Consider the following 15,673-nt stretch of genomic DNA (forward strand, 5'->3'; position numbering starts at 1 on the left):
TTTCAGGGATCAGACAACACGCGAAAATCCGGCGCAAGCCATGGGAAACTGCGCAAAATCGGTTCCGGGTAGTGTCGTGTAATCAGGCGCCGCAGAGTTTCGGCAATCATATCTGCCATGGCCTTGGGATAATCTTCGAGCGTGAACAACGCGATAGTTCGCGCAAAACCTTTGCCCGGAAATGGATGCAATTCAACGCGACCGTGAAATCGCCGGGCGCGCACATAACTTGCCGGGGTGGTGATCGCCCAGCCGCTGCCTTCAGCAACCATTCCTAAAATAGATGGGTTGCTTTCCAGCTCAAAACGGTTTGGTAAACTGATCTTCAATCGCCGCAGCTGTGTTTCAATCAATGTTCCAATAATCTGGTTCTGAGAATACCGAAGGAATGGCAGCCCTGAAACGCCTGCCAAATAGTCTTCGGGTGCAATTTTGCTGCCGTGCGGTACCGCCAGAACAAACGGATCGCGCAACAATGGATACTCGACCAAATTAGACAGATCAGAAATCGGGCGCGTCGCGACCCCGGCATCCAGTTTCTGTTCATACAAAAGTCGAATGATCTGGTGACTTGGGCGAGTGTGGTGTTTGAATACACACTTGGGCATTGCTTCAGCTAACAGCTGCGCCAGCTCGGGGGACAATTCGCTGTCAAAATCATCCACAATGCCCAATCGCAAATCCCGCACCTCGTTGAGATTGCCCAACGTGAGTTCAATTTCTCCACGTCGGATCAGCTTGAGCCCATCCTCCACGTAGCGCACAAAAATTGCGCCTGCCGGGGTTAGAATCATCGGGCGTCGTGAATGATCCACCAGACTAACACCAAGACTTTCCTCGACGCTTTTTAGGTGATGGGACACCGTGCTAATCGACAAGCCAGTGTCAAAGGCCACTTTCTGCACTGATCCCGATTTGGCCAAAAGCTGAAAAACCTCCAATCCGCGCAGACTAAGGTTTGGTTTATTCATCAGTGTCTCCCATGCACAAAGGCATTTTTCGAAAGTTTCGAATTTTTCGAATTTTTCGAATATCTATTCTATAAATTTCAAAACTAAAAGAATTGATGGACAATTGCACTGAAAATCATGCGAGATGGGGAATGCCTGAAAGGTCAGCAAAAAAATGGCTGGGCAACACACATTACCAGGGAGTGTAAAATGAATTCGAAACATCTTAAGGGCACCATCGCGGCGCTGGCCACCAGTGCAGCAATGCTGACCGGATCGCAGGCGATGGCGATGGATGAGATCACGGTTGCGTATTTCCTCGAATGGCCAATGCCATTTGAGTACGCCAAACAAATGGGCACCTACGACGAAGAGCTGGGCGTCAAAGTCAACTGGGTCAGCTTTGAATCCGGCGTGAAAATGTCGGCGGCCATGGCATCAGGCGATGTACACCTTTCTGTCAGCCAAGGCCTGCCTCCTTTCGTAGTTGCCACCAGTGCCGGACAGGACCTTCAGATTCTCGACGTCGCGGTAAGCTACGCAGACAACGACAACTGTGTTGTGCGCTCTGAGCTTGAAATCGACAAAACGAACGCTGGCGAACTTGCGGGCAAAAAAGTCGCTGTCCCATTGGGCACGGCCGCTCACTATGGCTTCCTTAAGCAGATGAGCCACTTTGGCGTCGATGTCGGATCCATCGAAGTGGTCGATATGGACCCACCGGATGCGGCGGCAGCCATTGCACAAGGCTCAATCGACATGTTCTGCGGCTGGGGTGGCTCGCTGCGTCGCGCACTTGAGCACGGCAACGTATTGCTGACGGGCGACGAAAAAACTGAACTGGGCATATTGGTATTTGATGTGACTTCCGGGCCTTCTGGCTGGGTTGCGGAAAATGGCGATCTGGTCGCCAAGTTCCTCAAAGTCACAGCCGACGCGAACGCGATGTGGGCCGACGAAGCGAACCAGGCCAAAATGCTTCCTGTGATTGCTAAGGACGCGGGCATGGACGAAGAGTCGACCATGTCAACCATCGCGACCTTCTCTTTCCCAACCGTGGAAGAGCAGATGGGCGCAGGTTGGCTGGGTGGCAACGCTCAGACCTTCATGAAAGGTGTCGCAGACGTCTTTGTTGAAGCCAAAAGCATCGACAGCGCGCTTGATTCCTACGATGGCGCTGTAAACACTGGTCCGCTGGCAGCTGCAGGCGGCATGTAAGTCGAACATTCCGGGCGGCGGATATAAGTCCGCCGCCCGTATTTTGTTCAACGTCGGCACTCCGACGTCCCCCACGATACTGAACAATAAGGAAGGCTGGCTATGTCAGGACTGTCCATCGAGAACATCTCGATGCGCTTCGACCTCCCCAATGGGAGTGCGGTGCAAGCATTGAAAGATGTCTCTCTACACTTGAAAGAAGGCGAACTGTTGAGCGTGCTTGGGCCTTCGGGCTGTGGCAAGACCACTCTCTTGAATATCGTCGCGGGTTTTCTGGCGCCCACCGAAGGCCAGATCGTCATGAACGGTCACACTTGCACAGGACCAGACGCCGAACGCGGCATGGTGTTCCAGCAAGGCGCGCTGTTCGAATGGATGGACGTGCGCGAAAACGTCAGCTTTGGCCCGCGCATGAAAGGCCAGAAAGAATCCCAATATGGCGAGCATGTTGATCACCTGCTGGATGTGACAGGGCTTGGCGATTTCAAAGACAAGGCGATTTACGAACTGTCCGGGGGCATGCAGCAACGTGTGGCTTTGGCCCGTTGTCTGGCCAATGATCCCGACGTAATCCTGATGGATGAACCGCTCGGAGCTCTTGACGCGCTGACCCGTGAAAAGATGCAAGGTCTTGTTCTGAAACTTTGGAAAGAAACCGGCAAGACCATTATTCTGATCACTCACTCGGTGGAAGAAGCTCTGCTTTTGGGTGAACGCCTGCTGGTTATGGCACCGCGTCCGGGACGTATCCACAAAGAGTACCGTCTGCCGTTTGCTGACCTGGGCGTGGGCGCGGATTTGCGCGAGGTCAAGAAACACCCTGATTACGCCAGTACCCGCGAGGAAATCCTCGAAATGATCTGGGACATGGAAGAAGAAATTATGGGCCGCACGGAGGATTCACAATGACCGGGTTAATCATTCTTCTCGTTTATATCGCGATCTTTGCCGGTGCCTTTTTCATCATCAAGACACTCGTGCATCGTTCGCAGTCGGACTACACCTCGCTGAAAACAGTGACATTTGGAGATGAAAGCGCCGTTGTGTCCAGCCGCGCAGCAAGCATCATTTCGGTTCTGACGATCTTTCTGATCTGGGGGGCATTTACCGGATCGAAATTTGTACCGGGCTTTTTGCAGGCGCCTGGCCCTTTTGTTGGTGAAGTCTCGTTTGACTACACGCTGGATGATGGTGCCGGTGCCCGCGATGATGGAACTGTTTCCGTCCGTGTCTACAACTTCGGCGAAGATACCGAGAAATTCGAAGTTGAGCCGGGCGATGGCATGGCAAAGAATGACGCTGTGTCGATGACCGCGTCGCGTTCCAAAACGATCCTGTTTGACAAAAACGATGAAACCACGCGCAAAATGGGGGCCTCGGTTGTAGCCATTGACGGAGAACCCATTTCCAAAGGCAATCCGATCAAGACTGACAAAGGACGTTTCGCTCTGACCGACAAAGGTGCGATCAGCTATACGCCTCCCGGTGGTCTGCAAATGGATCCAGTCTATTTGCCACCACCCGAAGCGGTTGTAAGCCGTATTGTCGAAATCGGCACCGAAGGCTATCGCGGCAGCACCTTAGTAACCCACCTTGGATACTCGTTATTTCGGGTGATCGCAGGCTTCCTGTTTGGTGCGCTTGTGGGCATTCCGCTGGGCTATGCCATGGGGCTGAATGGCTGGTTCCGCGGTTGGTTTGACCCGATTGTGGAGTTCATGCGCCCTGTGCCGCCGCTGGCGTTGATCCCCTTGATCATCATCTGGTTCGGCATTGGCGAAACTGGCAAGATCATCCTCTTGTTCCTCGCCTCATTGTGGATCATGGCGATTGCTGCGCGCTCAGGCGTATCCGGCGTCAGCGTGCCTAAGGTGCACGCGGCTTATTCGCTCGGAGCCAGCAAGTTCCAGATCATGCGTCACGTGATCATCCCGAACTCTTTACCTGACATCTTTACGGGTGCCCGTGTTGCCATGGGCGTTTGTTGGGGAACGGTTGTTGCGGCCGAGCTTGTGGCTGCGACAGAAGGCGCTGGCATGATGATCATGGTCGCGTCCAAGTTCACCCTGACAGACATCGTTCTGATGGGGATCATCCTGATTGGGGTGATTGGTTTTGGCATCGATATCCTGATGCGCAAAGCCGAGAACTTCCTGGTGCCATGGAAAGGCCGCAGCTGATCCACTGCTAATTCAAAACAAAAAAGGCCCGCGAACCAAACCGGTTCGCGGGCCTTTTTCTTTGTCTTAAGCGCTGAGCTTACTCAGCAGGCCAGCCACCGATGGCACGCACCTCAAGGAACTCTTCCAGTCCCCAGATACCGCCTTCGCGACCATTGCCGGATTGCTTCATACCTCCAAAGGGCGATCCACCACTGCGGGCCTGGCCATTGATATCGACCATGCCAGAGCGCACTTCACGCGCCACACGGCGGGCACGTTCGGGGTCAGAAGTCTGGATGTAGTTGGTCAGGCCATATTCCGTGTCATTGGCAATCGCGATTGCCTCTTCTTCGGTGTCAAATGGCATCATCGACAGAACTGGTCCAAAGATCTCTTCGCGCATCACCTGCATGTCGTTGTTGCAATCCGCGAATACGGTTGGCCGTACAAAGTAGCCCCGGTTCAATCCTTCCGGGCGCCCTACTCCGCCAGCAACCAAATTGGCGCCTTCGTCGATGCCCTTCTGGATCAGATCCTGCACTTTGTTGAACTGCATCTCGGACACCAGCGGACCAATGTGGCGGCCACTTTCGGCGGCGGTATTCACTGTTGTTGCCTCTGCTGCAGCTTTGGCTTCTTCAACGGCCTGATCATAACGCGACCGTTCAACCAGCATACGGGTTGGCGCGTTGCAAGACTGACCTGTGTTGTTGAAGCAGCGCTGGATGCCCTGCTTCACGGCTTTCTCTGAGGCATCAGCGAACACGATGTTGGCACCTTTGCCACCCAACTCGAGGCTCACGCGTTTGATGGTGTCCGCGCCCGCAATAGTGATCGCGCGCCCAGCGCGGGTTGAGCCGGTAAAGCTGACCATGTCGACGTCTTTGTGGGTCGACAGCTGGCTACCCACACCCGGTCCATCCCCGTTCACCATGTTATATACACCGGCAGGCACGCCAGCTTCATGCAGGATTTCTGAGAACAAAACAGCAGACAAAGGCGATTGCTCAGACGGTTTGAGGATCGATGTACAACCCGTGGCCAGCGCCGGGATCACTTTGAGGGTGATCTGGTTCATCGGCCAGTTCCATGGGGTGATCAGCGCACACACGCCAATGGGTTCATGAAGGATCCGGTCATTGGGTGCGTCATCGCGCAGGCCACGTTCAAATTCAAAACCCTTCAACGCGTCGATAAACGCCTTAAGGTGAAAGCTGCCGGTGCCGGATTGCTGCATCTTGGACATGTCGATCGGCGCGCCCATTTCGCTGCTGATCACGGCGCCCATCTCGTCCGAGCGCTTCATATAAATGTCGAGGATGTTTTCCATCAACTCAAGACGTTCTGCCTTGGATGACTTGCGCCAGCTGGGAAACGCCGCCTTAGCTGCGGCAACTGCTGCATCCGTGTCCGACTGCCCACCAAGCGAGATCGTCGCAATCGATTCTTCTGTCGAAGGATCAATAACAGGGAAGTCCTGTCCTTGGAGTGGATTGACCCATTGGCCATTGATGTAAAACTTGCGCGCGTCCTGCATAAGAAAATCCCTATTATGATGCTCAGGAATGCGACCGGCCCAAAGCCATCGCGATGCGCGAACTTCTGGAATTATTGCTGCGAGGTCAAGCAAATCCTGCGTGATCCTGCTTTGCCTGAATAAAATTGATGGCTTTAAGCTGAACCACGGTCACCCTTGCGTCAAAATTACCGGGTGAACATCACAATTTGACCCGCGCTGGGAATCTCACCAAGGTCAACTTAGCGTGTCTCAAGACCGCCCACGAGATTCGAAATCAACCATCAGAAGGTCGGCGCAGTGTCTGAGACCACAGCCATATCACTTTGGGACAATTCTTCTGCGGAACCCGACGTCGGGTCTCCTATGAACAGCGACGACATTTGTGACGTCGCAATCATCGGCGCAGGTTACACCGGACTTTCCACAGCATACCATGCAGCCCAAAAGGGGTTGAATTGCCATGTGATCGAAGCGCAGCACATTGGCTACGGAGGGTCTGGCCGCAATGTCGGACTGGTCAATGCCGGGCTTTGGCTGCCACCGCAGGACGTGCATGCGATGTTGGGCAAAACGGCCAGTGTGCCATTGATGAAGACATTGGGCGACATGCCCGATTATGTGTTTTCTCTGATCGAGAAACATCAGATTGCCTGCGAACCCCATCGCTCAGGAACCATCCACGCAGCCCACGCGCCCAAGGGGTTCCAAGATTTGCAGCGCCGCGCTGAAGGCTGGCGGCAAATGGGCGTTGAAGTGAACCTTCTGAACGCTGCAGAGGTGGCTGACAAAACCGGGTCGACTGCTTTTTATGGCGGGCTGCTGGATCACCGAGCAGGAACGATCAACCCGATGGGTTTTGCCCGCGGACTGGCGCGTATGGCCAAAACCGCAGGCGCAACAATCTCGACAGGTGTTACGGCCCAATCCCTGTCTCGTGAAAATGGGCTTTGGCATGTGCGGACGGCCCGGGGGATGGTGACAGCCAAATATGTCGTGATCGCAACCAACGCCTACTCTGACGAACTGTGGCCGGGCCTGTGCCAATCCTATACGACCATCCCTTTCTTCCAGCTGTCAACAAAACCACTGGGGTCGCGTATCTCAGGTATTTTAAAAGAAAATCAGGGGCTTTGGGACACTGCGCCAATCATGTTTTCATTGCGGCGCGACAACTTTGACAGGCTGATCATTGGGTCGATGGGGGCAGTTCATGGCAATATCAAAGGCCTGTCCCAGCGATGGGCAAGCAAAACACTCCGGCGGATTTACCCTGCTCTTGGGCCAGTGGCGTTTGAAAGCGCCTGGCATGGCAAGATTGCGATGACACCCGATCATATCTTCCGGATTCATCGCCCGTCCGAAAACCTTTTTGCACCAATTGGATACAACGGACGGGGCATTATCACTGGCACACTGTTTGGTCAGGCTCTGGCCGACCTGATGATCGGAGCACGCGAAGACCGCTTGCCTGTGCCAGTAACCGATTTGCACCCTGTTCGGAACCAAAGACTGAAGAGTGTGTTTTTCAACACCGCGTTCGCGATAAACCAGTTTTGGAAAGGTTTCTGAGCGAAGTGACCAGCCGCCGCAAAACGATTGCCGCGAGCGATTTTGCAAATACTGACCACCCGGATTTGAACGCAGTTAGGCGTGCTCACGACTTTCCAACCGGTCAATAACCGAACACAAAAAATCAATGTCTTCGGGGCTGGCAAGCGCAGGCGCATGGCCGCAGTTGTCAAACACCGAAACCTGCGGCAGCGGACCTTCGGTGCACATTCGTTCCAAAATCGGGGTCGTCAGTATGTCAGAATACGCCCCCGCCAGAACATGGGTTGGCAGTGAAATTCTGGCATAGCGATCCCAGCTGTTCAGCTCGTCGGCAAAACAATCAAACTGTCTGATGATTTGCGGGTCATAGTGTAACGTTAACATGCCATCATCTCGACGGCGCAGCGACGTCAGCGTCATGCGACGCCAAAAGTCGTCGGGGGCCTCGCCAAACGGCGCATAGACTGTGCGTAGCCAAGTCTCGGCTTCGCCAAAGCTTGCGAACACAGGCAGATCAGCCGCATAGGTAAGGATGCGGTCGACGGCGTCTTGGGGAACCTCGGGGCCAATATCGTTGATAATGAGGTAATTCAGCCGTTCGGCACGGTGGTCTGACGCCAGATACATTCCGATCAGCCCGCCCATAGAGGTGCCAAGCCAGCCGGTTTGGTTTAGATCGAAATGATCCAACAACGCCTCTGCCGTATCCGCCATATGGGCGACAGAATAGTCCGTTTCTGGGGCGACCGACCAACTTGATAAACCACGCCCAAACGTATCGGGGCAAAGCACGAAATGGCTTTCACCGAGCACGCCGGCCAATTCGTCGAAATCCCGGCCGGTGCGTGCAAGACCGTGCCACATGACAATCGGCTTGGCCGCAGGATCTCCCCAAAGCGTGACGTGTATCTCATGCCCACAGGCTGCGATAAATTCATGACGTGGCGTGATCAATCGCGTGCTCCCTTGGTCCAGATCGTGCCAGCAATGCCCTTGGGAAAGAAATAAACCAACAGAATGAAAATGATACCAAGCCAAAGCAGCCAGCGATCCGGGTCAAACAGCTCGGGCAACACCGGCACACCATGAAAAAACTCAGCAGCAACGCCCATCAGATCTCGCAAGTAATACTGGGCAAGCACCAACAAAACTGCACCGATCACCGCGCCATACATCGTGCCCATTCCGCCGATAACAACCATCAACAGAATGTCGATCATAATGGTAAAGCTAAGCGCGGTGTCAGGACCGGTATACTTCAGCCAGATCGCATAGATCGTTCCGGCCAGGGATGCTGCTGCGGCGGCCATACAGAATACGAAGGTGCGATAGGCCACAACGCGATACCCGATAGCCTCGGCACGGGCCTCGTTTTCGCGGATCGCTTTCAACACGGTTCCAAGTGGAGAGGCAACCATGCGCAGACACAGAATGAACAACGCCAGGGAGGTTGCAAAAACAAAATAGTAGGCCGCCAGTTTACCATTGAGTTTAACACCAAACAGGCGGGCGACTTTGCCGTTTTCATCCACCAGCAACTTGGTCGCGGTCTTGAACACCTGCGGAGTTTTGTAAGTAATCCCGTCTTCGCCACCGGTAAGACCGGACAGTTGCGAAGCCAAAACAAGAGCAACCGAGGCCGCCGCCAGTGTGATCATAGCAAAGAAAATCGCCTTTACGCGCAGCGACAGAAGACCGATGGCAATGGCAACAATGATGGACACTGCCAACCCCGTTATCGCACCTACAATCACCGCATCCCACCCGGGGCCCATTTGTTTCAGAGCGATGGCACCTCCGTAAGCCCCAAAGCCAAAGAACATCGTGTGGGCAAAGCTGACGATGCCGGTATAGCCAATCAACAAATCATAGCTCGCCACCAGCACCACAAAGATGCAGATGCGGGCCGCCACTTCGAGCGAACGTGTGTCCTGAAACAGAAATGGTGCAAACAGCAGCAACACACCAATGGTCAGTACCAGCGCCTTGATGAAAAGTTCGCCTCTGGCGGGGGATGAATGTGTCACGCGCCTCTCCTCACTTCACGGCCGGTTTGAGGCCGCTTGGCCGCCATAGAAGAATTGCCATCATCAGGATCATGTTCGATGCCAGCGCAAGTTTCGGGGCCAGAAAGCCTATGTAATTGGCCATCAAACCAACCATGATCGCGCCTAAGAGTGTGCCTTCGACAGAACCAAGCCCGCCGATGATGACAACGATAAACACAACAATCATCATCTCACCGCCCAGCGCAGGGGTAATCAGCGTCTCGTACCCCGCCCACATGGCGCCACCCAACGCAGCCAAAGCCGAGCCGACCATAAACACGCCGACAAACAACCGGTTGATTTTATAGCCAAGAGCTTCGACCATTTCGCGGTTTTCCACCCCTGCGCGGATCAACAGACCAATACGAGTGCGGGTAAGAACGAAGAACAGCGCAAGATAAACCGCCAGCCCAAGTGCAAATGCAAAGGCACGGTAAATCTCGATGGTGACATCGCCGATTAACCAGGATCCTTCCAAAAATGCAGGGCGTGGCACAGAAACGGGCGCCCCGCCCCAGATGGCAAGGATGATCTGTTCAGAGACGATCAGGGCCCCCATTGTGATCAGAATTTGGCGCAGGTGATCGTGGTAAACTGGTTTGATAATCACCACTTCGAAAAACCAACCTGCGACCAGGCCAAATGCCAGCGCTGCAGCAAAGGCCAGAAACAAAGCCAGAATATTGAGTGCCACACTGTCTGCGCCAAGCCAGCCCGACAGATAGGCAAGCGCGCTTGCGCTCACGAAGGCGCCAAAGCTGACAAAGGCCGAGTGGCCAAAGTTCATCACATCCATCAACCCAAAAATAAGCGACAGGCCCGACGCCATGAGGAAAATCATCATCCCCATCGACAGCCCCGCCACAGTGAGCGTAACCCAGCTCGACGGTGCACCGATCAGCACAAAGGCGATTAGACCAACAATGACGGGCAAGAGGTACACTCCGCCAAAACGTTCGAGAGTTTGAGAAATCTGGTTCATCTGATCTTTTCCCTCACGACGACAAGCTGAGAAGTTGCTCTTGCAGAGCGGTATCGACCGCAAAGTCTGGCATAGTTCCGGTGTGGGCGATGTGGCCATCGTCGATCACGGCCATGCCCTGACCCAGCCGTTTAGCAAAGTTGAAGTTCTGTTCGACAAGGAGGATCGTCGTGCTTTGACCAATCTCGGCAAACGCCTCGGCCATACCGTCAATGATCGAAGGCGCAAGACCCTTGGTCGGCTCGTCAATAAGAATAAGTTCGCGTGGTTCTATGATGGCGCGGGCGACAGACAGCATCTGTTTTTGTCCACCCGAAAGAGACCAAGCCTGCTTGGTCCAAAACTGCTCTAGTGCTGGAAACAAATCGTAAATACGTTTGAGACGCACGTCATCAAATTTTCCCTTGGCTGTGGCAAGCACGAGGTTTTCCTCAACGGTCAGACCGCCAAAAACACCCATGTTCTCGGGCACAAAGGCGATCCCTTTGCGGGCAATGTCCGAGGCGTGCAGCCCCGCGATATCTTCGCCCCTGAAACGCACCGATCCGGGGCTTGGTTTCCACAGCCCCATGATCGAACGCAGGGTTGTGGTCTTGCCAGCTCCGTTACGACCCAACAGCACAAAAACACCGCCTTCGGGCACATCAAACGTCACATCATGCAGCACATGATACTGGCCGATAGAGGTTTTCATCTGGGAAAGAGAAAGCAGGCTCATGCCGCATCCTCCCCAGAGGATCCAAGGTATACATCCCGCACGATCTGGCTTTGCATTACTTCGTCTGGAGGCCCGTCAGCAAGCAACTCTCCGTTATGCAGAACGATGATCCTGTCTGCCAATGCCCGCACGACGCTCATCTTGTGTTCAACAAGCAGAATGGTTTTGGTTTTGTCTTCTTTGAGCGTAGCAATGAGGTTCAGGACATCGGGCGTGTGATCAAGGCTCATGCCTGCGGTTGGTTCGTCAAACATGTAGATGTCAGGTTCCATTGCCATCAAAAGTGCAACTTCGAGCTTGCGCTGATCGCCATGGGGCAATTCGGCTGCGGCCATGTGGGCCTTGTCCGAGAGTTTGGTGGCCTGCAAGAATTGATCGGCCTCTTGTTTTAATGCGCCAAGGCGTGAGGCGGGCGAGAAGAACCGCCAGCCGTGACCTGAACGGGCCTGAACGGCGAGACGGATGTTTTCAAGCACGGTGAGCGCCGGAAACAGGTTGGTCAGCTGAAAGGCGCGGCCAATTCCGCGATGGGAACGGGCCGAAGGCGCAAGCCGCGTGATGTCCTCGCCACCTTTCAGGACACGTCCTTCAGAGGCTGTCAGTTGACCTGAGATGAGATTAAAATAGGTTGTCTTGCCAGCGCCGTTGGGGCCGACGATCACAGTCAGCTCACCGGGATTAAAGGCACAACTCACGGCGTTTACCGCGACATGGCCACCAAAGCGGATGGTCAGGTTTTCTGTCACCAACGAAGGCTGCGACATGGGAACGCTCATTTCATGTGGTTCAGATGGGCTCCGGCAAACAGGGCCTGCCGGAGCCAGTGATTGGTCTTAGTTGTTGCGACCAACGGGGATGTTCATTTCTTCCGGCTTGATCTCACGGACCAGCTCGGGGATCGCCCAGTCGACATTCTCGTCAACTTTGATCTTAAAGTGATACATCGACTGCAGCGCTTGGTGGTCTTCGGGGCGGAATGTCATTGTGCCCTTCGGGGTCTCCCAGCTCATGCCTTCCATCGCAGTGATAAGCGCTTCGGTCTCCAGTTCTTCAGCCGTGTTCAGAGCTTTCACAACAGCCATAGCCGCTGCCATACCACCGGCCGTAAAGAAATCCGGCGGGCCGTCAAAACGCTCTTGGTGGGTTTTCACAAGCCAGTCGTTCACCTCGTTTTTGGGCGCCTCGTAGTAGTAGTAGATTGCGCCCTCCATGCCCGGCACGCGCTTGTATGTAGGCAACACAGGCAGGATGTGGCCGCCCGTGGAAATCTCAATGCCAAACCGTTCTGGCTGCATTGCCTGAATTTTGCCCATCGGATCGCCACCACCGGCAACGTAGATCATGATAACCTTGCGGCCTTCCTTGTCTTTCAGCGCGTTGAACATACGCTCGGTTGCGGCTGTGAAGTCTGTTGTGCCTTGCGGAATGTATTCTTCGGCCTCGATGGTTGCCCCCGAACCGTCAAGCGCGGCTCTGAACGCCTTGATGCCATCACGACCAAAGGCATAGTCTTCGGCCAATGTTGCAACATGCAGGTTTTCGTCTGGCTTCAATGCCAATGCCTGCGCCTGCATATCCATTGACGAATTCCGCGATGTTTTAAAGATATAGCGGTTGCTGTCAGGCCCGGTCAGGCTGTCAGCCACGGCAGGCTCAACAATCAGGATTTTCTCGTATTCTTCCGCAATCGGAAGCAAGCCCTTTGTCACGCCGGATGATGTTGCACCAACGGCCAGCAATACTTCGTCGTCGCCATAGGCCTCGGCCAGAACAGCACGCGCCACGTCGGGCTTGAACTGCGTATCCTTGTGGATGATCTCAATTTTGCGGCCCTTGACCATGCCAGTGCCGTCTGTGGCATATTCGATACCCAGCTCGAATCCGGTTTGCGCCTGCTTCGAGAAGACCTCGAAAGAATGGCCTGAAATGCCGTGTACCAGTGCAATTTTAATTGGGTCATCAGCCCAGGCGGCGGTGCCCATGGCCAGGCCTGCAACCGCACCTGCTAGGGTTCTAAATAGTGGTTTCATTTGGTCCTCCCTGAATGAACTTTTGCGTTCCAAGCATTGTCACGCTTAGATTGCCTTCGTAGAATCCTCTGAGGAAAGGGTCACTCAAGCGCTGTGACAAATCAATATTGTGGAAACACTTATCGATCAAAGCTATCGCACGGGCTCGTTTGAAGAGCTGGCCTTCACCTATGCACCAATCGGTTTGGTGGTATCAGAAAACCGCGTAATGCGAGATTGCAACATCGTCTTTGCGTCGATGTTTGGTTACGAGCGACAGGAACTGCAAGGCCAGACCTTTGCCATGCTTTACCCTAGCGACGAAGAGTTTGTGAACATTCGCGACAGGGGTGTTGAAAGACTTAGAGAGACGAACTCGTACTGGGATGAACGCATTATGGCCCGCAAGGACAAAAGCCTTTTCTGGTGTCGCACAAGGGGGCATTCTTTCACGCCGCAAGACCCTTTGATGCGCGCGGTCTGGAGCTTTGCCGACTTGTCAGAAGTGCGCCCTTACCATCCGCTCACCCGTCGCGAGCGCGAGATTGTCTCGCATCTGGCTGATGGGCTGACCAGCAAGGAAATCGCTCTCAGGCTGGATCTGTCCTACCGAACGGTTGAGGTTTATCGCGCGAAAATGCTCAAGAAATTTGGGGTTAGCAACACCTCGGGCTTGTTTCAGGCATTGGGTGCCATCGGCACAGAACACGTTGTATCGTCGTAACCAACACAGGTGATGGGCGCAATACGGATCGTGTCTTGGCGGATTTCGTCCGTCCGTTTCGATCCCCTAGTCAATCTCCTTTGAGGCCGTAAATGCTATCAACGGAGCTGATCAAGTCGCGACAGGTCCGGTGCATGCTCTGAGGAGCACCAAATTGCGTCCTCAGAGCGCACCGAAATCCCTGCAATTTATGCGTCGTTCTCACAAACCTGGCTCTGCTCTCCCAACCCTTCAATGCCAAGACGCACGGTATCTCCGGCCTTAAGGTAGCGCGGTGGTTTGAAACCAAGGCCAACGCCCGGAGGCGTACCGGTCGAAATAACGTCGCCGGGATGTAGGGTAAAAAACTGACTAAGATAGCTGACCAGATGGGCAACACCGTAAACCATCGTTTTGGTTGATCCGTCCTGAACACGCTCACCATTCACATCAAGCCACATAGACAATGACTGGGGATCGCTGACTTCATCCGGGGTCACCAGCCACGGGCCAATTTGACCAAAATTGTCGCATGACTTGCCTTTGGACCACTGGCCTTGACGCTCAATCTGATATTCGCGTTCTGATACGTCATTGATGACGCAATACCCGGCGACGTGATCCAGTGCGTTCTCTTCCGTCACGTATTTGGCGGATTTGCCAATCACAACACCCAACTCAACTTCCCAGTCTGTCTTAACAGATCCGCGGGGAATGATGATGGGGTCGTTTGGCCCGCAAATCGCTGAGGTGGCCTTCATAAACAAAACCGGTTCCGATGGCACGTCCATGCCGCTCTCAGCTGCATGATCTGCGTAATTGAGGCCAATACACAAAAATTTGCCAGTTCCTGCGACGCAGGCCCCCAACCGAGGATTGCCGTCAACCACCGGTAACTCGGCCGTGTTCAGATCTCCCAGTTGATCCAGATTGCACAGGACATCACCGCTAAGGTCGCTGACCACCGCGCTCAGATCACGGATTTGACCGTCTGCATCCAAAAGGCCGGGTTTCTCGGCCCCGCGCGGGCCATAACGCAAAAGTTTCATGTTCGTTCCGTTCGTTCTTATTGAGTTTAGATTGTCCAGCCGCCATCAATGTTCATTGCCTGCCCAGTGGTAAAAGCCGCCTCGTCTGAGGCTAGATAACAGGCCAGTGCGGCGATTTCATCAGCCGTACCGATACGTCCCATTTTTTGACGTGCGTTGAACTCGGTCCACGCCTGTTCATAATTGCCGGTGGCACGCAAGCGCTCGTGCAGGCTGGGGCTATCAACAGTGCCCGGGCAAATCGCATTGCACCGCACGCCTTCTTCTACATAGTCCGCCGCCACTGATTTTGTCAGGCCTATCACAGCTGCTTTTGTCGTGCCGTAGACACAGCGGTTCGGCACACCGATGGTCGAACTTGCCACCGACGCGATATTTACAATCGAGCCTTTGCCGCGTTCGCGCATGCCCGGCAAGACGGCCCGAATGGTATCAAACATCGCCTTAACATTGAGAGCAAAGGCAAAATCGAGATCCGCATGCGTGGCGTCTTGCACGCTGCCCGCGTGCACAACACCAGCGCAGTTAAACAGGATATCAACCTCTCCGGCACCTGCGATGGCAGCATTCACTGCGTTCACATCTGTCACGTCGAGTTGACGCACGTCCATGCCTGTCACGCCTTCCAGCGGCGCAATGTTGATGTCCGTCGCAATCACGCGCGCACCTTCGGCGGCCATGCGTTCAACGGTGGCCCGCCCAATGCCCTGCGCTGACGCGGTGGCAAAGACGGTTTTTCCTTCGAGTCGTTTCATAATAAGGTT

The 15,673-nt window shown here is 54.3% G+C and carries 15 protein-coding genes; 5 read left to right on the forward strand and 10 right to left on the reverse strand.

The annotated features are described in order from the left end of the window. Nucleotides 1–2: 2 nt before the first annotated feature. Complete coding sequence (locus BUC32_RS06190; RefSeq protein WP_073250740.1) at nt 3–971, reverse strand: LysR family transcriptional regulator; 969 nt, start codon at nt 969–971, stop codon at nt 3–5. 189 nt (nt 972–1,160) lie between these two features. Between BUC32_RS06190 and BUC32_RS06195 the strand changes: the two genes are divergently transcribed. The 3 genes from BUC32_RS06195 (at nt 1,161) to BUC32_RS06205 (ending at nt 4,348) form a co-directional block, all read left to right on the forward strand. Next, entirely contained in the window at nt 1,161–2,168 is a 1,008-nt protein-coding gene (locus BUC32_RS06195; protein ID WP_073250902.1) for a taurine ABC transporter substrate-binding protein, read from the forward strand. A gap of 102 nt (nt 2,169–2,270) precedes the next feature. Further along, nucleotides 2,271–3,077, forward strand: coding sequence for an ATP-binding cassette domain-containing protein (locus tag BUC32_RS06200; protein ID WP_073250742.1), 807 nt, complete (start codon nt 2,271–2,273; stop codon nt 3,075–3,077). After that, nucleotides 3,074–4,348 carry an ABC transporter permease gene (locus tag BUC32_RS06205; RefSeq protein WP_073250744.1) on the forward strand — a complete coding sequence of 425 codons (1,275 nt, stop codon included), beginning with the start codon at nt 3,074–3,076 and terminating at the stop codon, nt 4,346–4,348. The genes BUC32_RS06200 and BUC32_RS06205 overlap by 4 nt, the downstream gene beginning before the upstream one ends. Before the next feature lie 79 nt (nt 4,349–4,427). Here BUC32_RS06205 and BUC32_RS06210 read toward each other — a convergent pair whose 3' ends face one another. Further along, nucleotides 4,428–5,867: an aldehyde dehydrogenase family protein gene (locus tag BUC32_RS06210; RefSeq protein ID WP_073250746.1), complete on the reverse strand. Its 1,440-nt coding sequence runs from the start codon at nt 5,865–5,867 to the stop codon at nt 4,428–4,430. Nucleotides 5,868–6,146: 279 nt separating this feature from the next. Here BUC32_RS06210 and BUC32_RS06215 point away from each other — a divergent pair, with 279 nt between their 5' ends. Continuing rightward, a complete protein-coding gene (locus tag BUC32_RS06215) occupies nt 6,147–7,418 on the forward strand; it encodes an NAD(P)/FAD-dependent oxidoreductase (RefSeq protein ID WP_073250748.1) in 1,272 nt (423 codons plus the stop codon). A gap of 75 nt (nt 7,419–7,493) precedes the next feature. Here BUC32_RS06215 and BUC32_RS06220 read toward each other — a convergent pair whose 3' ends face one another. The 6 genes from BUC32_RS06220 to BUC32_RS06245 all read right to left on the reverse strand — a co-directional run bounded on the left by BUC32_RS06220 (nt 7,494) and on the right by BUC32_RS06245 (nt 13,178). Then, nucleotides 7,494–8,354 carry an alpha/beta fold hydrolase gene (locus BUC32_RS06220; RefSeq protein ID WP_245815138.1) on the reverse strand — a complete coding sequence of 287 codons (861 nt, stop codon included), beginning with the start codon at nt 8,352–8,354 and terminating at the stop codon, nt 7,494–7,496. After that, a complete protein-coding gene (locus tag BUC32_RS06225) occupies nt 8,351–9,427 on the reverse strand; it encodes a branched-chain amino acid ABC transporter permease (protein WP_073250750.1) in 1,077 nt (358 codons plus the stop codon). The genes BUC32_RS06220 and BUC32_RS06225 overlap by 4 nt, the downstream gene beginning before the upstream one ends. A 10-nt stretch (nt 9,428–9,437) precedes the next feature. Continuing rightward, entirely contained in the window at nt 9,438–10,430 is a 993-nt protein-coding gene (locus BUC32_RS06230) for a branched-chain amino acid ABC transporter permease (RefSeq protein ID WP_073250752.1), read from the reverse strand. Between the two features lie 13 nt (nt 10,431–10,443). Continuing rightward, nucleotides 10,444–11,148 carry an ABC transporter ATP-binding protein gene (locus BUC32_RS06235; protein WP_073250754.1) on the reverse strand — a complete coding sequence of 235 codons (705 nt, stop codon included), beginning with the start codon at nt 11,146–11,148 and terminating at the stop codon, nt 10,444–10,446. After that, nucleotides 11,145–11,912: an ABC transporter ATP-binding protein gene (locus BUC32_RS06240; RefSeq protein ID WP_073250905.1), complete on the reverse strand. Its 768-nt coding sequence runs from the start codon at nt 11,910–11,912 to the stop codon at nt 11,145–11,147. The genes BUC32_RS06235 and BUC32_RS06240 overlap by 4 nt, the downstream gene beginning before the upstream one ends. 69 nt (nt 11,913–11,981) lie before the next feature. Next, nucleotides 11,982–13,178: a substrate-binding domain-containing protein gene (locus BUC32_RS06245; protein WP_073250756.1), complete on the reverse strand. Its 1,197-nt coding sequence runs from the start codon at nt 13,176–13,178 to the stop codon at nt 11,982–11,984. A gap of 109 nt (nt 13,179–13,287) precedes the next feature. On the opposite strand from BUC32_RS06245, the gene BUC32_RS06250 reads away from it, so the two are divergent. Continuing rightward, the gene (locus tag BUC32_RS06250) at nt 13,288–13,881 is read left to right on the forward strand and encodes a LuxR C-terminal-related transcriptional regulator (protein WP_073250757.1); all 594 of its coding nucleotides are present in this window, start codon (nt 13,288–13,290) and stop codon (nt 13,879–13,881) included. Nucleotides 13,882–14,069: 188 nt separating this feature from the next. Here BUC32_RS06250 and BUC32_RS06255 read toward each other — a convergent pair whose 3' ends face one another. Then, nucleotides 14,070–14,909 (reverse strand): fumarylacetoacetate hydrolase family protein, encoded by an 840-nt coding sequence (locus BUC32_RS06255; protein WP_073250759.1) that lies wholly within the window; start codon nt 14,907–14,909, stop codon nt 14,070–14,072. A gap of 26 nt (nt 14,910–14,935) precedes the next feature. Then, nucleotides 14,936–15,664 (reverse strand): SDR family oxidoreductase, encoded by a 729-nt coding sequence (locus BUC32_RS06260; protein ID WP_073250760.1) that lies wholly within the window; start codon nt 15,662–15,664, stop codon nt 14,936–14,938. Between the last annotated feature and the right edge of the window lie 9 nt (nt 15,665–15,673).

This window comes from Shimia gijangensis, from assembly GCF_900142085.1.
In the GTDB taxonomy this organism is placed as follows: Bacteria; Pseudomonadota; Alphaproteobacteria; order Rhodobacterales; family Rhodobacteraceae; genus Shimia; species Shimia gijangensis.